The organism is Kitasatospora sp. NPDC036993 (genome assembly GCF_055607525.1).
On the sequence record NZ_JBVJRP010000010.1, the window covers coordinates 1 to 19,299 of the forward strand.

Sequence of the window (19,299 nt, forward strand, 5' to 3'; positions counted from 1 at the left end):
AGGGCGCGGACGGTGCCCTGGGAGTCGGCCAGCACGACCGCGTCGCCGCCGACCACCGGCAGGCCGCGGTAGCTGCGCTCGTAGGCGACGGAGTAGAGGCCGCCGACCCACGGGGTGACGTTCGTGCGCTGGTAGGTCTCGTCGCCGTTCGCGGCCAGTGACTTGAGGCTGGCCGCGACGGCGGCGTCGGCGGCGTTCACGGCGGCGGCCAGGGCGCTGTCCGCCGGGGCGGGGGTGGGCGCGGCGGTGGCCGGCCCCGCGGTGGTGGCGATCATGCCGGCCAGCACGGTGAGGCTGGTCGCGGCGGTCAGCAGCCTGCCTAGGGAAATCCTGCGTTGCATCGGGGCTCCTCGCGTGTGGGGGTCCCCGTCCGCGGACGGTGTGGCTGGTGGCGCACCGCAGGGCCGTGTCTGGGGGGACGGCCGTGCGGGCCGTCCGCGCTCGGGTGCCCGAACACTCACACGGCGTCATGCTCTGGTCAATGCCTGGTGCGTGTGATGCGCCGGGTTGGCAAATTCCGTCAAGCCGCAGGCCCGGCTCCGCGTCGAGCTGGGCTTTTCTCCGAGTGGTTGAGACCACGTCAGGTGACGGGACGGGTCACGGAGAGCAACCGGACGGGAGCCGGCTCGCCCGGGTTGACGGCGTTGGTGGACGCCGAGGTGTGGGCGTAGCCGAAGCCGCGGTCGTCCTTCGCGCCGCGCCCGCCGAGCCACTGGATTTCGTGGATCTGCGACCGGACCACCGAGGCCGGGTAGGCGGCGCCGGGCAGTTCGCCCGGCGCCACCTGCGCCCGGTAGGTGGCGTTCGGGCGGCCGTCCGGCGAGCCGCGCAGTTCCAGCACCCCGGCCGGCTCAAGGACGGTGCGCTGGTGCCAGCCCCTCTGGCGCGCCACCGAGATCACCACCACCGGCTGGGCGGTGCGGGGGTCGGCGCCGTCGCAGTAGCCCCAGATGCCCTGGTCGCTGTAGACCAGGCCGGGGAACCGCTCGGCGAGCAGGTTGCGCGGGCTGGCGGCGCCCGTGCCGTCGAAGGCCCGGCCGAAGGCGTGCTCGCCGCGGAACGCGCAGGTGGCGACGGAGTTGGAGCGGCCGTCCCAGACCGCGACGCCCTCCATGGGCTGCTCGCCGGAGCCGTCCAGGACGGCCGTCCAGACGCCGCCGCCCGGGGAGGCGTCGGGCAGGTAGTGCAGGCTGTGCCCCATCAGGTGGACCCCGGAGGTCAGGCCCGCGCTGTCGGTCAGCGCCTTGGTCGCCGCGGCGTAGGAGGCGGTGCGCGCCTCGAAGTCGAAGTCCGGCATCGGCGCGGTCTTCACGCAGGCCGGCACGTCCGCGGTGCCCACCAGGTCGCAGCGCCCGCCGTCGCCGGGGCGGCTGTGCCCGGTCACCGGCAGCACCGAGCGCGGTGTGCCGTCCCCGCCGGCGGGGACGTCGAGCACGGTGGCCGCCGCGTAGTAGCGGCCCTCGTCCTTGTCGTCGTCCCACAGTCCGGTGCCCACCCGCACCAGCGAGCCGGCCACCGCCAGCAGCACCGCCGCCAGCGCCGGTCGCCGTAGCCCGCCCCGGACTCCTGCACGACGTACGCGACCGCGCCCACCGTGCCGCACAGGCCGATCGCGACCCAGACCCAGAACAGCGGCGCCGCGTCGAGCGGGCCGCCGTGCGGGAAGAAGTCCCGCTCGACGAACAGCAGGTAGCTCTGGTCCTGCTGCCCGAACCCGCCGAACACGGCGTGCTTGACCAGCCACACCAGCGCCGCGACCAGTGGCATCCACAACCACCAGACGGCCATCGCCAGCGCCGCGCGCCGAATTTCGCCCCGCCGGACATCACGCTTCGTCACACGCCACCCCTTCGTCCGCCCCGCCCCGCCGCCCGTGCCGGGCGCCCGATCCTACGCGCCGGCCTCCCGCGGGGCGGGCCCCAACCACTCGCCCGCCCACGGGGGTTGCCGCCCGGCGGCCGCTCGTCCCGCACCGTCCACGGGCGCGGCCGCACCGAGCATGCACCACGCCTCCGACACCGGGAGCGGAGCGGGTGCCCGGCCCGGACCGCCCGCCGGTAGCGGACCGTAGCCGAGGGGAAACCGACAGCACTTGACAGGGCCTTGCCCCGAGGCGCGTACTGGAACGGACAAACAGCAGACAGGGCCCTGAGCTCCAGGTATCCGTTCGATATCCGTTGCCGGTACGGAGTGGCGACAGGGCGTGCCGGGATGTTCGACACCCTCGCATCGCGCTCAGCCCGTCCCTCCGACGGCCGTTTTCGCGTTCAAGCGCCGCGCCCGCGCCACCGGACAGGTGGGGCACCCGCGGCGGCGCTGCCGGGACCAGGGCCCCCAGGCCGGGTCCAAGGGGCCGCCATGAAGTTGAACTCGAAATCGGCCGATGTGCGAACGCGGGAGGACGATCCCGGCGAACCGCCGGCGGGACGCTCCCCGGTCCGCCGGCGCCCACCCGGAGCGGGCCGTGCCCCGCTGCCCGTGGCCGTCGCCGTCGGACCGGAGCGGCAGCGCCGCCGGACGGCCGCACGGCGCACCCCGCGTTTACGGCTGCGGGCACCCCGCGCAGCGGGTGCCCGGCCTGCCGACGGAAACCGGACGACGGCGCCCTCCGGGCCAGGGCCTGTCACCCACCGGTTGCCGCGCGTCGCCCGCATCGGTGCCCTGCCGCGCGTCCTTCCCACGGGCCGTGGCCTGCGCCCTCCGGCGCGGTGCCCGAACTCCGGCCCGTCCGCGGAAAGGTGGGCACCATGCTGCTCGACTCGACGGCGCTGCATTCGAGCATCGAGGATCCGGTCCTGGACCGGATGAACTTCCTGAACGAGATCACGTTCAGCTACCCCGACGCGGTGTCCTTCGCACCCGGGCGCCCCTATGACGGCTTCTTCGAGATCGAGGAGGTCCACGACCACCTGCGCCGGTACGCGGCGTACCTGGAGAGCCGGGGCGCCGGGCCGGCGGAGGTGCGCAGCCGCTTCTACCAGTACGGGCCGGCCGCGGGGCAGATCCGGGAGCTGATCGCGCACTCGCTGCGGCAGGACGAGGGGTTCGAGGTCGCGCCCGAGGCGATCGTGGTGACGGTCGGTGCGCAGGAGGCGATGTTCCTGACGCTGCGCACGCTGTTCGCGACGCCCGAGGACGTGCTCCTGCTCGTCACCCCGTGCTACGTCGGCATCATCGGGGCGGCCCGGCTGCTGGACATCCCGGTGGTCGCGGTGCCCGAGCGTGACGGGCGGCTGGTGGTGGCGGACCTCGACGAGGCCGTGCGGGCGCAGCGCGCCGCCGGCCGCCGGCCGAGGGCGGTCTACGTGGTGCCGGACCACGCGAATCCCACCGGGTCCACGCTGGACCTGGCGACGCGTACCGAGCTGCTCGAACTTGCCGGGCGGCGCGGGCTGCTGGTCCTGGAGGACAGTCCCTACCGGCTGAGCGGTCCCGGGCCGCGCGCTCCGATGCTCAAGGCGCTGGACCGCTCCGGGAGCGTGGTCCAGCTGGGCACGTACTCCAAGACGCTGTTCCCCGGTGCCAGGGTCGGCTACGTGGTGGCGGACCAGGAGGTGCGTGACGGTGCGGGGCGGGTCCGGCTGCTGGCGCGGGACCTGGCGAAGGTCAAGAGCATGATCACGGTGAACACCTCCTCGCTCAGCCAGGCGGTCGCGGCGGGTGCGCTGCTCAGCGTGGACGGCCGGCTCTCGGTGCTGAACGCCAGGGCCGCCGAGCACTACGGCCGCTGCATGGCCGGGACGCTGGCGCAGCTCGACCGGTGGCTGCCCGAGCGGCGCCGCCGGGAGCTGGGGGTCGACTGGAACCGGCCCGACGGCGGGTTCTTCCTCACCCTGCGCACCGGTTTCCGCACCGGCACGGCGGCGTTGGAGCGTTCGGCCGGGGAGTTCGGGGTGATCTGGACGCCGATGGAGTTCTTCCATCCGTACGGCGGGGGCGAGCGGGAGATCAGGCTCGCCATCAGCTACCTGACGCCCGGGCAGGTGGCGCAGGGCGTGGAGCGGCTCGCGCGGTTCGTCGAGACGCTCAGCGCCGAGGCGCTCGGCGGCGGACAGCACGACGGCGGGCAGCACCACGGCAGGCGGCACGCCGGCAGGCAGGACCACGACGAGGCGCACGGCGCCGGGGCGACCGGCAACGGGACGTACCGCGGCGCGGCGCTCCGCACCGGAACGGAGAGTGACCCGACATGACCGCGACCCTGGACCGGGCACCGGCCGCCACGGCCCCGCGCATCGTGAGCGTGGGCACCGCCGTTCCACCCGAGCACTACTCCCAGGAGGAACTGCTCGACCTGTTCGGGATCACCGACCGCAGGGTGCGCTCCGTCTTCCTGTTGGGCTCCATCCGGCAGCGCTCGCTGGTGCTGCCCCCGGCGGCGCCCGACGGCACCCGGCTGCGGGAGAGCCAGGGCGACCTCCTGGACAAGCACAAGGCCTGGGCCGTGAGCATGGGGTCGGACGCGATGTCCCTGTGCCTGAAGCGGATCGGGGCCGACCTGTCCGAGGTGGGGTACCTGTGCTGCGTGACCTCGACGGGGTTCCTCACCCCGGGTCTGAGCGCGCTGATGATCCGCGAGCTGGGCATGGACTGGCACACCGCGCGGGCCGACATCGTCGGCATGGGCTGCAACGCCGGGCTCAACGCGCTGGCCGTGGTGGGCAACTGGGCGGCGGCGCACCCGGGCCGGCTGGCCGTGATGGTCTGCTCGGAGGCCTGCTCGGCCGCGTACACGATGGACTCCACGATGCGCACGGCCGTGGTCAACAGCCTCTTCGGCGACGGCGCCGCGGCGGTCGCGGTGATGGCCGACCCCGGGGACGGCGACGGGGAGGAGGGACCGGTCCGGCACCTCGAAGGCCCCAGGATCCTGAAGACGGCGAGCGTCACCATCGTCGACGCCATCGACGCGATGCGCTACGACTGGGACCGCGACCAGGACCGCTTCAGCTTCTTCCTGGACCCGCAGATCCCCTACCTGGTCGGCGCGCACGTGGAGGGCGTCATCGACCTGCTGCTGGACGGGACGTCGCTGCGCCGCGACGACGTCGCGCACTGGCTGGTGCACTCCGGCGGCAAGAAGGTCATCGACGCGGTCGCCGTCAACCTCGGGCTGACCCGGCACGACCTGCGGCACACCATCACCGTGCTGCGCGACTTCGGCAACGTCTCCAGCGGCTCGTTCCTCTTCTCCTACGACCGGCTCCTCCAGGAGGACGTGGTCCGTGCCGGGGACTACGGCGTGCTGATGACCATGGGGCCGGGTTCGACGATCGAGTCCGCGCTCATCCAGTGGTGACCCAACGCAAGGGAGACCCCGCCATGCCCGTCAACGCCTTCCCCGGAGGTCCCGTGCTGCACGTGGACGGCCGCCGGGAGCTCTCGGCCGAACTGACCCACGCCGTGGCCGCCTTCTGCGACGAGGCGGAGTCCACCGGCGCGGACTTCGCGACCCTGTACCTCTCCGGCGCCCCGTCGCACGAGGCGGTGGCGAAGGTGTCCGACGTGGCCGCCGTCACCAAGTGGGAGCGGGCCGTGCGCCGCCTCGAACGGCTGCGGCTGCCCACGCTGGCGGCGGCGAGCGGGGAGTGCGGCGGGGCCGCGCTGGACCTGCTGCTCGCGACCGACATCCGGGTGGCCACACCGGACCTGCTGCTCCTGCTGCCCCTGCACGAGCAGGGCACCTGGCCGGGCATGGCCGGCTTCCGGCTGGTCCAGCAGCTCGGGCTGGCCCCGGCCCGGCGCACGGTGCTCTTCGGACGGCCGATCACCGCCCGCGAGGCCCTGGACCGGTGCTTGGTGGACCAGGTGAGCACCGACCCGGGGCGCACCCTGGCCGCCGCCGCCCGGCTGCTGCGCCGGCTGTCCGGGCCCGAACTCGCGATCCGCCGCCAACTGGCCTTCGACGCCCAGTGGATGAGCTTCGAGGACGCGCTCGGCCCGCACCTGGCCGCCTGCGACCGCGCGCTGCGGCGCACCCGGACCGCGGACGAGGTGTCGGCATGAGCACCGCGAACGCCCAGGCACCCGCCGCCGCGCGGGCACCCGTGCGGGGCCCCGCCGCGGACGGGCTCGACCGGGCGGGCGCCCTGCTCGCGCCGTTCCCCGAACCCGGCCCGCGCACCCGCGGACAGCGCGCCCTGGCCGAGCAGGCCCTGGAGACGGCCCGCGCCCAGCGCACCGCCTTCATGGACCGCCACGCCGAGGCGCTGTACGACCGGCTCACCGCGGGCCGCACCCTGCGCCCGCGGCTGGACGCCCTGGTGGAGGACGCCGCCTCCGCCGTGCCCGGCCTGGTGCCCGCCCCCGCGCGGCTGCGCGCGGACCGGGCCGCCGCGCCCGCCGAGCGCCTCGGCCACGAGATCGACGTGGGCGTCCTCCTGCGCGGCCTGCTGCGCAGCCCCTCCGCCGGCGGGCACCTGCTGGACTCCATGCTGCGGCCCACCGGGCGCGCGCTCGGCCTGCTCGGGGAGTTCCGGGCCACCGGCGCCGTCCGGCTGGAGACCACGGCGCTGGAGCGCCGCGAGGGGGTGGCCCGGATCACCATGTGCGCCGGGGACCGCCTCAACGCCGAGGACGAGCAGCAGGTCGACGACATGGAGACCGCGGTCGACCTCGCGCTGCTGGACGGGCAGTGCGAGATCGGGCTCATCCGGGGCGGCGAGATGACCCACCCGCGCTACGCGGGCCGGCGGGTGTTCAGCGCCGGGATCAACCTCAAGCGCCTGCACGCGGGCGAGATCACGCTGGCCGGCTTCCTGCTGCGCCGCGAACTCGGCTACCTCAGGAAGCTGCTGCTGGGCCTGCGCACGGACGAGCCGTCCTGGCGCTACCCGCTCACCGACATGCCGTGGGTGGCCGCGGTGGACGGCTTCGCGATCGGCGGCGGCATGCAGCTGCTGCTCGCGGTGGACCACGTCCTCGCGGCCTCCGACGCCTACCTGAGCCTGCCGGCCGCGCAGGAGGGGATCGTCCCCGGCGCGGCGGACTTCCGCCTCCCGGCGGTGACCGGCCCCCGGCTGGCCCGGCAGATCATCCTCGGCGGGCGGAGGGTGCGCGCCACCGACCCCGAGGCCCGCACCCTCGTCGACCGGGTCGTCGACCCCGAGCGGCTCGACGCGGCCGTCGAGGAGGCCCTCGGGCTGCTGCGCGACCCGGCCGTCACCGCCAACCGCCGCATGGTGAACCTCGCCGTGGAGCCGGCCGACGGCTTCCGCGCGTACATGGCGGAGTTCGCGGTCCAGCAGGCGCTGCGCATCCACGCCGCCGACGTGCTCGGCAAGGCGGGCCGCTTCACGGCCCGCCCGGGCGGGTGACGCCGTACCAGGACCCTCCCGCCGCCTCCCGGCGGCCGGCACCCGAACGCAGAGGAGACCGAGATGACCAGCCCCTTCGACGACCCTGACGCCGCCTTCCTCGTGCTGGTCAACTCCCTCGGCCAGTACTCGCTGTGGCCCGCGTTCGCGCAGGTGCCGGCCGGGTGGCGGGTCGTCTTCGGCCAGGGCGCCCGCGACGAGTGCCTGGCCTACGTCGACCGCACCTGGACCGACCAGCGTCCGCGGGTCCCCGCCCCGGTCACGGCCACGAACGGCAAGGAGGTCGCCGCATCATGATGGGCCCGGGCCCGCTGATCACCATCCGGGCCACCCCCGACGACGAGGAGCAGCCGGCCCGGGGGCGGGTCAGGCCGGGCACCTCGCGGCGGGTGCTGCCCTACCTGCGGCCCTACCGCCGGCAGATCGTCGCGCTGCTGAGCCTGACGGTGCTGGACGCCGTCATCACGGTCTCCACGCCGCTGCTGTTCAAGGTGCTCATCGACCACGGCATCGTGCCCCGGGACCGGGGCGTGGTGGCGGCCGCCGCCGGTGTGGTGGCGGGCCTGGCGCTGTTGCAGGCGCTGGTGGGCTTCCTGGTCAGCCGCAGTTCGGCGCGGATCGGCGAGGGCCTCATCTACGACCTGCGGACCCAGGTCTTCGAGCATGTGCAGCGCCAGCCGCTGGCGTTCTTCACCCGGACCCAGACCGGTTCGCTGGTGAGCCGGCTCAACACCGACGTGATGGAGGCCCAGCAGGCGGTGACGGTGCTGCTGTCCAACGTGCTCTCCAGCGTGCTGGTGCTGGGCCTGGTGGTCGTCACGATCTTCTACCTGTCCTGGGTGGTGGGCCTGGTCGTGCTCGTCACGGTGCCCTTCTTCGTGCTGCCGGGGCGGGTGGTCGGCCGCCGGCTCCAGCGCAACCTGCGCACGTCGATGCAGCTGGACGCGGAACTCGGCTCGCTCATGCAGGAGCGGTTCAACGTGGCCGGCGCGCTGCTGGTCAAGCTCTACGGGCGGCCGCGCGGCGAGACCGGCAGGTTCACCGACCGCGCGGCGAAGGTCAGGGACGTCCGCGTGGTCACCTCCGTCTACGCGCGGATGCTGCTGGTGACGGTGACGCTGCTGGCCTCGCTCGCCACCGCGGTGGTCTACGGCGTGGGCGGCGAGCTGGTCATCGGCGGGGCCATCCAGATCGGCACGCTGGTGGCCCTGGCCACCCTCCTGGCGCGGCTGTTCGGGCCGATCAACCAGCTCTCCAACCTCCAGTCGAACTACCTGACCGCCCTCGTCTCCTTCGACCGGCTCTTCGAGGTGCTGGACCTCAAGCCGCTGATCGTGGAGCGGCCCGGCGCCGTCGCGCTGCCCGCCGCCCGGCCGGGCGAGGCCCCCGAGGTCGAGTTCGAGGACGTCTCCTTCCGCTACCCCAGGGCCGGGGAGGTCTCCCTCGCCTCGCTGGAGACGCTGTCGCTGCCGGCCCCGGAGCGCTCCGGCGACGCCCACGCGCTGCGCGGGGTCGGCTTCCGCGCCCCGGCGGGCCGGCTGACCGCGCTCGTCGGGCCCTCCGGCGCGGGCAAGACCACCGTCAGCCAGCTGGTGGCGCGGCTGTACGAGCCCACCGAGGGCATCGTGCGGATCGGCGGCCACGACGTGCGCGACCTGACCCTGGCCTCGCTGCACGCCACCGTCGGCATGGTGACCCAGGAGGCGCACATGTTCCACGACACCATCCGCGCCAACCTGCTCTACGCCAAGCCCGGCGCCACCGAGGCGGAGCTCGTCGAGGCCTGCGAGGCCGCGCAGGTCTGGGACCTGGTCTCGGCGCTGCCCGACGGCCTGGACACCGTCATGGGCGACCGCGGCTACCGCTTCTCCGGAGGCGAGAAGCAGCGCCTGTCGATCGCCCGGCTGCTGCTCAAGAAACCGTCCGTGGTCGTGCTCGACGAGGCCACGGCGCACCTGGACTCGGAGTCCGAGGCGGCCCTGCAACGGGCCCTGTGGACCGCCCTGGCCGGCCGCACCGCCCTGGTGATCGCGCACCGCCTGTCCACGATCCGCGAGGCCGACCAGATCCTCGTCCTCAAGGACGGGCAGGTGGTCGAACGCGGCCGGCACACCGAACTCGTCGACGGCGGCGGCCTGTACGCGGAGCTGTACCGCACCCAGTTCGCCGACCCGCCCGCGCCGCGCCCGGAGCCGGGACGGCCGTCGCCGAACGGCAACGGCCACGGCGACCTGCCCCCGCTGCCGCCCGGCGGAGGCCCCATGCGTCTGCTGCCGCCGCCCGAGACGGCGGGCAACCCCGGCCAACCCGAACGGAGAGCATGATGACCCAGTTGACGGTCGAGGACGTCTGGCCGCTGTCCCCGCTGCAGGAGGGACTGCTGTTCCACGCCTCGTACGACCAGGACGCGCCGCGGGACGTGTACGTGGGCCAGCGGATCCTCAACCTCGACGGCCCGCTGCGGCCCGACGTGCTCCAGGCGTCCTGGCAGGCGCTGCTGGAGCGGCACGCGAGCCTGCGGGCCGGCTTCCGCTCCCGCTCGGCCGGCGACACCGTCCAGGTGATCGCCAAGGGCGTGCGGATCCCGTGGACGTACGCCGACCTCGGCGACCTGGACGCCGGGGCGGCCGAGGCCGAGGCCGCCCGCCTGGCCGCGGTCGACGCGCGGCGCTTCGACCTCGGGGTGCCGCCGCTGCTGCGGGTGCTGCTGCTGCGCGCCGGACCCGACCGGCACCGGATGGTGGTGACGATGCACCACATCCTGATGGACGGCTGGTCGCTGCCGATCCTGTTCGGCGAGCTGTGGACGCTCTACGACGAGGACGGCGACCCCTCGGTGCTCCCGGCGGTGCCGCAGTACCGCGACTACCTCCAGTGGCTGGTGCGCCGGGACGGGGACGCCGCGCGCGAGGCGTGGCGCGCGATGCTGGCCGGCACCGAGGAGCCCACCCTGGTGGGCCCCGGCGACCGCGGCGGCCCGCCGGTGATGCTGCGGCACGCGATCGACCGGATCGGCGACGACCTCGCGGAGCGGCTGCGGGAGACGGCACGCTCCTCCGGGGTGACCCTCAACCGGGTCTTCCAGGTCGCCTGGGCACTGCTGGTGGGCAAGCTCTCCGGCCGGCTGGACCCGGTCTTCGGCGCGACCGTCTCCGGCCGCCCGGCCGAGGTCCCGCAGGCGGACCGGATGGTCGGGCTGTTCATCAACACCGTGCCGGTGCGGGTGCCGCTGGACGCGGCCGTGTCCTTCCGCGGGGCCATGACGGCGCTGCAGGACCAGCAGGCCTCCCTGCTGGACCACCAGCAGCTGAGCCTGCCCGAGATCCAGCGGGCCGGCGGGCCCGGCGCCGTCTTCGACACCCTGATGGTCTTCCAGAACTATCCGCGCGGCCCGATGAAGGCCCCCTCGATGCGCTCGGCCGCGCCCGGCGGGCAGGCCCCGGCGCCGCGCCCGCCCGAACCCCCCTCCCCGCCGGGCGAGGGCCTGGGCGGCACGGCGCTGCGCAGCGGGCGGCAGGCCGGCGGCCCGCTGCTCCCCGGACCGGTGCCCCCGGGACCGCCGCCCGCCGGCGGCGCCGACCGCCCGCCGGGCCCGGACGGGCCGCCGCCCTCCCCCGTCGGTCCGGGCCCGGCCGGCCTGCGGGTCTCCGCGGGCGGCGGCGAGGAGGCCGCCCACTACCCGCTGACCGTCGTGATCACCCCGACCGACGACATCGAGGTCCGGCTGGACTACCGGCCCGACCTGTTCGACGAGCGCACCGCCCGCGCCCTCGTCGACCGGATGATGCGGGTGCTGCGCCAGGTCGCGGACGACCCCGACGTGCTCCTCGGCCGGCTCGACGTGCTGACCGGCGACGAGCGGCAGGACCTGGGCGCGGGCGGGCGGGCGACCCGCCGCGAGCTGCCCGGCGCGACGCTCGCCGAGCTCTTCGGGCAGCAGGCGCGCCGCACCCCGCGGGCCGTGGCCGTGGTGGCCGGGGACACCGAGCTGACCTACGCCGAACTGGACCGCCGGGCGAACCGGCTGGCCCACCGGCTGGCCGGGCTCGGCGCGGGCCCGGAGACGCTGGTGGGCGTGGTGGCCGAGCGCTCGCCCGAGCTGGTCACCGCCCTGCTGGCGGTGGTGAAGACCGGCGCGGCCTACCTGCCGATGGACGGCCGGCACCCGGCCGCCCGGCTCGGCGCGGTGGCCGCGCAGGCGGGCGCGTCCGTCGTGCTGGTCGACGCCCCGAACGCCGGCCGGGGCCTGGCCGACGCCGCCCTGTTCGGTCCCGCCGAGGTGCTCCGCCTGGAGCCCGACCCGGCGGACGCGGACTCCCCCGGCCCGGACTCCCCCGACGAGCCCTTCCCCACCGTGCCCGTGCGCCCGGAGAACCTGATGTACGTCATCTACACCTCGGGGTCCACCGGTGTGCCGAAGGGCGTCGCGGTGACGTACGGCAGCGTCGTGGCGTTCTGCCTCGACGAGTGCTGGACCCCCGAGACCCTGGAACGGGTGCTGGTGCAGGCCAACCACGCCTTCGACGCCTCCACCTACGAGATCTGGGCGACGCTGCTGCACGGCGGCCGGCTGGTGCTGGTGCCCCCGGGCGACATCGACACGGTCGAGCGCGGCCGGCTGATCGCGGCCCAGCGGGTGACCAGCGTGCACGCCACGGCGGGCCACTTCCGGGTGCTCGCCGAGCAGGCCGCGCACATCTTCGGCGGGGTGCGCGAGGTGTCCACCGGCGGCGACGTGGTCTCCGCGAACGCGGTGCGCACCCTGCTGCGCTCCCACCCCGGCCTGGTGGTGCGCACCACCTACGGCCCGACCGAGTCCACCGCGTTCGCCACCCAACTGCCCTTCACCGACCCGGAGTCGGTGCCCGACGCGGTGCCGCTGGGCCGGCCGATGGACAACACCAGGGCGTTCGTCCTGGACGCGTTCCTGCGGCCGGTGCCGGTCGGCATGACGGGCGAGCTCTACCTGGCCGGGGCCGGGCTGGCCCGCGGGTACCTCGGCCGCGCCGCGCTCACCGCGGAGCGCTTCGTCGCCTGCCCCTTCCCCGCCGAGGGCGAGCCCGAGGGCGCCCGGATGTACCGCACCGGCGACCTGGCGCAGTGGACCGGGGACGGGCAGCTGCTCTTCCTCGGCCGCGCCGACGAGCAGCTCAAGATCCGCGGGTTCCGCATCGAGCCGGCCGAGATCGAGGCCGTGCTCGCCGCGCACCCCGGCGTCGCCCAGGCGCTGGTGGTCGCGGTCGAGGACGGCGGCGGCCACAAGCGGCTGGCCGGGTACGCCGTACCGGCCGACGCCCAGGCCCCGCCCGACCCGCGGGCGCTGGAGGAGCACCTCGCCGGGAAGCTGCCCGACTACATGGTCCCGGCCTCGGTGACCGTGCTCGACGCGCTGCCGGTGACGGTGAACGGCAAGGTCGACCGGGCCGCCCTGCCGCTGCCCGACTTCTCCGGCCGGGCGGCCGGGCGCGCCGCCGCCACCGACACCGAGGAGACGCTGTGCCGGCTCTTCGCCGAGGTGCTGAGCCTGGAACGGGTGGGGGCGGAGGACTCCTTCTTCGCCCTCGGCGGCGACTCGATCACCTCGATGCTGCTGGCCGGGCGGGCCCGCAAGGCCGGCCTGGCGCTCACCCCGCGCCAGATCTTCGAGCTGCGCACGCCCGCCCGGCTGGCGCGGGTGGCCGAGCCGGTCGGCGACGCCCGGGAGGAGCGCACCGAGGACGTGCCCGGCGGCCCCGTCCCGCTGACCCCGGTGATGCGCGAGATCGCGGCGCGCACCGGCTCGGTGGCACGCGCGGGCAGCCAGGCGATGGTGCTGAGCGCGCCGCCGGGACTGACCACCGACCGGCTGGCCGCCGTGCTCCGGGTGGTCCTCGACCGGCACGACGTGCTGCGGGCCCGGCTGGAGGAGGACGGGGCGGACGGTCGGCTGGTGATCCCCGGGCCCGACGCGTCCCCGGCACCGCCCGCGACGGACCTGGTGACCCGGGTGGAGGCGGCCGGCCTCGGCGGGGAACGGCTGGAGGAGCTGCTGGACGAGCAGGCCGCCGCCGCGGAGGCCGCGCTCGCGCCGCACGACGGCGTGATGCTGCGGGCCGTGCTCGTCGACCGCGGCGCCGGGCACGGCGCCCTGGTGCTGCTGGTCGCCCACCACCTGGTGATCGACGGCGTCTCCTGGCGGGTGCTGATGCCCGACCTGGCGCACGCGGACGAGGCCCTGGAGGCCGGCGGCCCCGACGCGGCGCGCGAGGCCGTCGCCGCCGAACCGACCTCGTTCCGCCGCTGGGCCACCGCCCTGGCCGAGCGGGCCAGGGCGCAGCAGACGGTGGACGAGCTGCCGCTGTGGCGGCGGATGCTCGACCGGGCCGAGCCGCCGCTCGCCGGTCGGCCGCTGGATCCGCGTACGGACACCGTGGGGGGCGGCCTGTCCCGGGCGGAGCTGACCGTCCCGGCGCCGACCGCGGGCGCGCTGCTGGCGGCGCTGCCCGAGGCGTACCACGCGGGCGTGGACGACGTGCTGCTGTCCGGGCTCACCGCGGCGCTGGACGAGTGGCTGCGGGCGCGCGGGCGGCCGGTCCCGGACGGCTTCCTGATCGACCGGGAGGCGCACGGCCGGGTGCCGCTGGACGAGTCCATGGACCTGACCCGGACGGTGGGCTGGTTCACCGCCGTCCACCCGGTGTGGCTGGAGACCGGGCCGGTCGACCCGGCCGAGGTGCGGGCGGGCGGCGAGGACGCGGCGCGGCTGATCAAGCGGGTCAAGGAGCAGCTGCGGCAGCGGCCCGGTGACGGTCTGGGCTTCGGCCTGCTCCGGTACCTGAACCCGGCGACGTCCGCGGTGCTGGAGCCCCTCGCGGCGCCGCAGATCGGGTTCAACTACCTGGGCCGGTTCGGCGGTTCGGGACCGGACGCGGACGCCGGGGGCGGCGGCGGGCCGGTGCCGGCGGGGGCCGGGCGCGGTGGTGCGCGGCCGTGGACGCCGGCGGCCGGGCACGGGTCGCCCGAGGGCGGTGTCGACGCCTCGATGCCGCTGCGGCACGTGCTGGAGATCAACGGTGCGGCGCGGGACCTGCCGGAGGGCCCGGAGCTGCGCTTCGTCCTGGAGTCTCCCCGTGGGCTGCTCACCGGGGAGGAGCTCGGCGACCTCGCCGAGCGTTGGCAGGCCGTGCTCGAAGGCCTGGTCCGGCACGCCTCCGAGGGCCCCGGAGGTCACACCCCGTCGGACTTCTCGCTGATCTCGCTCGGTCAGGAGGACATCGACGAGTTCGAATCCGCCTTCGGTGGCGCGGCCGGCGACTGACCCGGCCCCGGCGCGCTCCGGAGCGGAGCGGGGTGGAGTTCTCCCGGTCCGGCCAGGCCCGACGACGGGCCGGACCGGGAGAACGGGCGTTCAGGCGGCGGGCGGTGTCAGCGCCCGCGTGAACGCTGGGGCGGTGTCAGCGCCCGCGCCACACCGGGTCGCGTTTGTCCGCGAAGGCGCGCGGCCCCTCCCTGGCGTCCTCGCTGGCGCGGCGGACCTGTTCCCACCGGTAGCGGGTGGTGAAGGCCTGCTCCAGCGGCAGGTCCAGCGAGCGCATCACGGCCTCCTTCAGCGCGCGTTGCGACAGCGGTGCGCAGCGCAGCAGGTCGGCGCTCCAGCGCTCGACGCACTCGTCCAGCCGGTCGTCCGGGGCGACCTCGTTGACCAGGCCGAAGGCCAGGGCCTGGTCCGCCGTCATCCGGCGTCCGGTGAGCAGGTGGCCCATCGCGGCCTTGAGCGGGATCTGCCGGGCCAGCCGGAAGGCGCCGCCCGCGCCGGGGACCAGTCCGAGGGTGGCTTCGGGCAGGGCGAAGACGGCGCTCCGTGCGGCGATCACCAGGTCGCAGGCGAGGACGAGTTCGAAGCCGCCGCCGAGGGCGTAGCCGCGGACCCGGGCCAGGACGGGTTTGGACAGGGAGAAGCGTTCGGTCAGCCGGGGCCAGCCGGGCAGGCCGCGCGAGCCGAAGGTGGTGGGTTCGGCGCCCTCGCGGTCGAGGCGGGCGCGTTCGGTGAGGTCCTGGCCGACGGAGAAGGCGCGGTCGCCGGCGCCGGTGAGCACGACCAGCCGTACCCGGTCGTCGCGTTCGGCTTCGTCCCAGACGGCGCCGAGTTCGGCGTGCATCCGCAGGTCCATGGCGTTGAGCACCCGGGGCCGGTTCAGGGTCACCCGCGCGACGTGCCCGGCCCGTTCGTAGAGCACGGGCCGGTCCGCCTCGGTCGGCTGCGTCGCGGGGTCCACCCGGGACAGGCTAGCCAGTGGCGCGGCGGGGCCGGTCCCGCCGCGCCGGTGCCCCGGCGGCGCGGGGCGGGTTCAGAGCAGGGGCAGGCGCCGCAGGAAGACGTCCTGGTGCCCGTTGGTGTCCCCGGGGAGCTGGGGCGTGTCGGCGCAGGCGATCATCACGGCCGTCCCGAGCGCGTCGATGGCCGGGCCGTCGGAGGCGACCGGGGGCTGGGAGCCGTCGGCAGCCAGGGCGACCCTCTCGACGGTGCCCGTGCGCAGGTCCCGGCGGAAGACGTCGTCGACGCCGTTGGTGTCGCCGGGCACCAGGTTGGCGGCCTGCGAGGCGAAGTAGACCCGGCGGTTGTCGGCGGTCATCACGGGGCTGTGGGACTGGCCGTCGCCGGCGCCGGGGGCGCCGTCGTGGGCGGTGCTGACCAGGGTGGTGGTGCCCGCCCCGAGGTCGTGGACGAGGATCTGCGGGTGGGCGTAGCCGGTGGCCATGGAGGTGTAGGAGCTGAAGAGCGCGTAGCGCCCGTCGGGGCTCAGACCGCCGTCGAGGACGCCGTAGGTCTTCCCGTCGGGGCCGATGCTGGCGGGGCGGGTGGTGCCGGTGCGCAGGTCGTGGACGTACAGCGGGTAGGTGCGGGCCCGGGCGAGCGGCGCGGTGGCGTCCTCCTCCTCGGGGTCGCCGCCGGTGCCCGGGGCGAGGCTGTCGCGGGAGACGAAGGCGATCCGGCTGCCGTCGGCGCTGAGCGCGGGGCTGCGGGCGGGGCTCTGGGCCTGGGTGCCGTCGTCGGCGACGTTGGCGCGGCGGGTGGTGCCGGTGCGGCGGTCGTGCACGAAGATGTCGGCGACGTGGTTGGTGTCGCCCGCCACCAGGTCGGCGCGGCCGGAGGCGAAAGCGACGTGGCGGCCGTCCCAGCTGATCACCGGGGTGCCGGTGCCGCCGGTCTGCGGCTGGGAGGGGTCGCCGACGGTGATCCGCTCGGTGCGTCCGGCGACCCGGTCGCGGACGAACACGTCGAAGGCGCCGTTGGTGTCGCCGGGCACCAGGTTCGCGGCGTCCGAGGCGAAGGCGACGTAGCGGCCGTCGGCGCTGATCGCCTTCCCCGAGGAGGTGCCGACGGCCTGGCCGCCGTCGTCGGCCAGGCTGACGCGTTCGGTGCGCCCGGTGAGCAGGTCGCGGACGAACACGTCGGAGGCGCCGTTGGTGTCGCCGGGCACCAGGTTCGCGGCGTCCGAGGTGAAGACGGCGTAGCGGCCGGTGGCGGAGAGGCCGCCGGGGTAGGAGTCGCCGTCGGCCTGCGCCCCGCCGGGCGCCTGGCTGATCCGCTGGGTGTGCGGCGCCGCCCAGCCGGGTGCGGCGGCCGGTGCGGCGGCGGCGGGCCCGGCGCCGACCGCCGCGAGGGCGGCTGCCGCCAGGGCGCGGACGGCGGCGGTCAGGGGTCTGGTGCGGTGCGGTGCGGACATCGGCTGTCTCCCGAACTGGCTTGCCGACGGGCCCTGTTGGCTCGGTCGGACGCCCCGAGCCAATAGCCGCGGCGGGGGTCTGGTCAACGGCCGGACGGTGAATGTCCGCAAACCGACCCTCTCCTGACATCGCGTCAACAGTCGGAGCATCCGGCGGGCCCCGCTCCACCCGGGCCATGACAGGCCGTTCAGGTCATTCGGTGGCCGGATGCGCACACCGAGGCGGTTTCCCGCGCGAAGACGGCACCCCGTGCGCAGAGGTCTGTCACGATGCCTTCATAGCAATGTGACATGTCACAGTGCTCCCGGTGAACCGCCGGGAGCACCGGACGAGGGAGGGACCAACCTTGAACCGCCTCACCGCCGTTCTCGCCGGCACCGCCGCCCTGGCGGCACTGACCGGCGTCCAGAGCGCTTCCGCCGCCCCCGCGCCCACGACCCGTACGGCGGGCACGACCGTCTGCGGGAGCCCGGGCGCGCCGAACCACCTCACGGTCAGAGCCTGCGTCAACTGGACCGGGAACCAGGTGTACGCGTTCGGGCGGGCCACTCCGTCCGGCTCGTCCTGGCTGGACCAGCCGGTCTCCTTCCGGCTGAGCACGACGGGCGTCACCAGCCCGCCGCTGGCCACCATCACCCCGACCGTCGTGATCCCGGCCGGCGGGAGCGAGGTCGGCGGCATCACGGGCACCGTGCCCTGCGGCACGACCGTGACCGCCCAGTTCAGCATCGAGCAGCCCGGCTGGTCACCGTCGACCTCGACCGTCTCGGCGGTCGTGACCTGCTGAGACCGTGACCCGCCGAACTGCTGACCCGCCGGGCCCGGCCGTCGACGGCCGGGCCCGGTGGCGGGGCCTCCGGCGCGGGGCCCGCTCAGATCAGGAACACGATGATGGCCGCGAACAGTCCGACGACGATGCCCAGGACGATGACGGCCATCATGCCCCCGACCACACCGACCACCAGGGACTCACCCTCGGGAGCCCGGCCGCGCCACGCGCCGACCAGCAGCCACCCGGCCGGCACGGCGCCCAGGATGAGGATCAGGCCCGCGCCGATGCCGAACTTCATGGCGGGCGCCGTCGACGGCTCGTAGGCCTTGCCCCGCGCCAGCCGCACGGACAGCCGGGTGCCGGCCCGGTGCTTCCTGACCGCGCCCCGCACCACGATCGGACGGGCCTCGTCCGCGGAGGCACCGGCCGGGGTGAACCGCCCCTTGCAGTCGGTGCCGTCGCTGTTGCCCTCGCCGTCGTCCACGTCGTAGCAGCTCTCCACCACCACCACACCGTCCGGCGGGCCCAGCCCCATGGCCGCGCCCATCCGCTCCGCGGCCAGCCACCAGGCCAGCGCCACCGCCCCGGTCAGGAGCGCCACCGCCAGCGCCACCGCCAGCCCCCGCGTCGCCGCACGCCCCACGTCCGCCTCCCCCGTTCCCGCCACCCCTGGCGGAAGGCCCCGCGCGAGGCCGGGACCGCCCGGCCCGAGGATGCCAGCGCGACGGCCGGCGCGCAACGCCAGAACCCACAGTCTTGCGGCTCAACTCCACTTGCAGTAAAGGACTTTGAAGGAACCGCCCGCACCCCGGCCGCCCCGCGGGCGCCTCCCCCACGACGGACCCCCGCGGCCCCGCCCACGCCGCTTCACCCAGGGCAGAACGCCGGCGCCTTCCCCCCGCGCCGCGGATGCCTAGGGTGGAGGGGTGAGCACCCATGCGCCGAACGAAGCCCGCGTCATCCCCCTGCGCCCGCAGGCCTCGCCGCCCGCGTCCGGCGGCACCGGCCGCACCCCGCAGCGGCCGACGGCCGTCCCGCAGCCGCCCGTACGGCGGGAGCCGCTCTGGCGGGACCTGGTCGGCGACGCGCTGCGGCGCGAACGGCTCGCCCAGGAACGCACGTTGAAGGACGTCTCGGAGGCGGCCCGGATCTCGATGCCGTACCTGTCCGAGCTGGAGCGCGGCCGCAAGGAGGCCTCCTCCGAGGTGCTGGCGGCCGCCGCCAGGGCCCTCGGGCTCGGCCTCGGCGACCTGCTCTCGCTCGCCCAGGAGGAGCTGGCCCGCTACGCCGTCCCGAGCCGGGTGGGCCGGAGCCGCACGTCGTCCGCGTCGTCCGCGGCGCCCATCGCGCGTTACGACGGCCTCTGCCTCGTGGCCTGACCCGGCCCGCCCCGGCAGGCGGCCGGTACGGCGGTGGTGCGCCCACCGCCGTACCGGCCGCCGCGGGTTCAGCCGAACAACTGCCGCCGGCTCAGCACCTCGTCGGCGATCCCGTAGGCGACGG

General features: G+C 75.4%; 13 protein-coding genes and 1 pseudogene. 9 read left to right on the top strand and 5 right to left on the bottom strand.

From position 1 onward, the window contains the following. A pseudogene (locus tag ACZ7C5_RS21565) lies at positions 1-341 on the bottom strand (hypothetical protein); the annotation flags it as partial. Between the two features lie 239 nt (positions 342-580). Beyond that, positions 581-1,528: a hypothetical protein gene (locus ACZ7C5_RS21570; protein ID WP_470323235.1), complete on the bottom strand. Its 948-nt coding sequence runs from the start codon at positions 1,526-1,528 to the stop codon at positions 581-583. A 1,219-nt stretch (positions 1,529-2,747) separates the two neighbouring features. Here ACZ7C5_RS21570 and ACZ7C5_RS21575 point away from each other — a divergent pair. The 7 genes from ACZ7C5_RS21575 (at position 2,748) to ACZ7C5_RS21605 (ending at position 14,613) form a co-directional block, all read left to right on the top strand. Next, positions 2,748-4,193, top strand: a complete 1,446-nt coding sequence (locus ACZ7C5_RS21575; protein WP_401089700.1) for an aminotransferase-like domain-containing protein — start codon at positions 2,748-2,750, stop codon at positions 4,191-4,193. Then, a complete protein-coding gene (dpgA, locus tag ACZ7C5_RS21580) occupies positions 4,190-5,299 on the top strand; it encodes a 3,5-dihydroxyphenylacetyl-CoA synthase DpgA (protein ID WP_401089698.1) in 1,110 nt (369 codons plus the stop codon). The genes ACZ7C5_RS21575 and dpgA overlap by 4 nt, the downstream gene beginning before the upstream one ends. 23 nt (positions 5,300-5,322) lie before the next feature. Further along, positions 5,323-6,006, top strand: a complete 684-nt coding sequence (dpgB, locus tag ACZ7C5_RS21585) for an enoyl-CoA-hydratase DpgB (protein ID WP_401089696.1) — start codon at positions 5,323-5,325, stop codon at positions 6,004-6,006. Next, entirely contained in the window at positions 6,003-7,316 is a 1,314-nt protein-coding gene (gene dpgC, locus ACZ7C5_RS21590) for a (3,5-dihydroxyphenyl)acetyl-CoA 1,2-dioxygenase DpgC (protein ID WP_401089694.1), read from the top strand. The genes dpgB and dpgC overlap by 4 nt, the downstream gene beginning before the upstream one ends. Before the next feature lie 63 nt (positions 7,317-7,379). Then, positions 7,380-7,613: an MbtH family protein gene (locus ACZ7C5_RS21595; protein ID WP_401089692.1), complete on the top strand. Its 234-nt coding sequence runs from the start codon at positions 7,380-7,382 to the stop codon at positions 7,611-7,613. Continuing rightward, entirely contained in the window at positions 7,610-9,640 is a 2,031-nt protein-coding gene (locus tag ACZ7C5_RS21600) for an ABC transporter ATP-binding protein (RefSeq protein WP_401089690.1), read from the top strand. Before ACZ7C5_RS21595 ends, ACZ7C5_RS21600 begins: the two co-directional genes overlap by 4 nt. Beyond that, the gene (locus tag ACZ7C5_RS21605) at positions 9,640-14,613 is read left to right on the top strand and encodes an amino acid adenylation domain-containing protein (RefSeq protein WP_470323236.1); all 4,974 of its coding nucleotides are present in this window, start codon (positions 9,640-9,642) and stop codon (positions 14,611-14,613) included. The genes ACZ7C5_RS21600 and ACZ7C5_RS21605 overlap by 1 nt, the downstream gene beginning before the upstream one ends. 136 nt (positions 14,614-14,749) lie before the next feature. On the opposite strand, the gene dpgD is transcribed toward ACZ7C5_RS21605, so the two are convergent. Both dpgD and ACZ7C5_RS21615 read right to left on the bottom strand, forming a co-directional pair. Beyond that, a complete protein-coding gene (gene dpgD / locus ACZ7C5_RS21610) occupies positions 14,750-15,571 on the bottom strand; it encodes an enoyl-CoA-hydratase DpgD (RefSeq protein ID WP_401089686.1) in 822 nt (273 codons plus the stop codon). Between the two features lie 72 nt (positions 15,572-15,643). Next, the gene (locus ACZ7C5_RS21615) at positions 15,644-17,023 is read right to left on the bottom strand and encodes a TolB family protein (RefSeq protein WP_401089684.1); all 1,380 of its coding nucleotides are present in this window, start codon (positions 17,021-17,023) and stop codon (positions 15,644-15,646) included. 347 nt (positions 17,024-17,370) lie between these two features. Here ACZ7C5_RS21615 and ACZ7C5_RS21620 point away from each other — a divergent pair, with 347 nt between their 5' ends. After that, the gene (locus ACZ7C5_RS21620) at positions 17,371-17,811 is read left to right on the top strand and encodes a hypothetical protein (protein ID WP_401089682.1); all 441 of its coding nucleotides are present in this window, start codon (positions 17,371-17,373) and stop codon (positions 17,809-17,811) included. Between the two features lie 85 nt (positions 17,812-17,896). On the opposite strand, the gene ACZ7C5_RS21625 is transcribed toward ACZ7C5_RS21620, so the two are convergent. Then, positions 17,897-18,439, bottom strand: a complete 543-nt coding sequence (locus ACZ7C5_RS21625) for a hypothetical protein (protein ID WP_401089680.1) — start codon at positions 18,437-18,439, stop codon at positions 17,897-17,899. Between the two features lie 283 nt (positions 18,440-18,722). On the opposite strand from ACZ7C5_RS21625, the gene ACZ7C5_RS21630 reads away from it, so the two are divergent. Next, entirely contained in the window at positions 18,723-19,175 is a 453-nt protein-coding gene (locus ACZ7C5_RS21630; RefSeq protein ID WP_401089678.1) for a helix-turn-helix domain-containing protein, read from the top strand. The last annotated feature ends 124 nt before the right edge of the window (positions 19,176-19,299 follow it).

Coding starts and splice junctions, on each gene's coding strand:
- ACZ7C5_RS21615 (WP_401089684.1), bottom strand. CDS start 17,023: ATGTCCGCACCGCACCGCACCAGACCCCTGACCGCCGCCGTCCGCGCC.
- ACZ7C5_RS21595 (WP_401089692.1), top strand. CDS start 7,380: ATGACCAGCCCCTTCGACGACCCTGACGCCGCCTTCCTCGTGCTGGTC.
- dpgB (WP_401089696.1), top strand. CDS start 5,323: ATGCCCGTCAACGCCTTCCCCGGAGGTCCCGTGCTGCACGTGGACGGC.
- ACZ7C5_RS21575 (WP_401089700.1), top strand. CDS start 2,748: ATGCTGCTCGACTCGACGGCGCTGCATTCGAGCATCGAGGATCCGGTC.
- dpgC (WP_401089694.1), top strand. CDS start 6,003: ATGAGCACCGCGAACGCCCAGGCACCCGCCGCCGCGCGGGCACCCGTG.
- ACZ7C5_RS21605 (WP_470323236.1), top strand. CDS start 9,640: ATGACCCAGTTGACGGTCGAGGACGTCTGGCCGCTGTCCCCGCTGCAG.
- dpgA (WP_401089698.1), top strand. CDS start 4,190: ATGACCGCGACCCTGGACCGGGCACCGGCCGCCACGGCCCCGCGCATC.
- ACZ7C5_RS21600 (WP_401089690.1), top strand. CDS start 7,610: ATGATGGGCCCGGGCCCGCTGATCACCATCCGGGCCACCCCCGACGAC.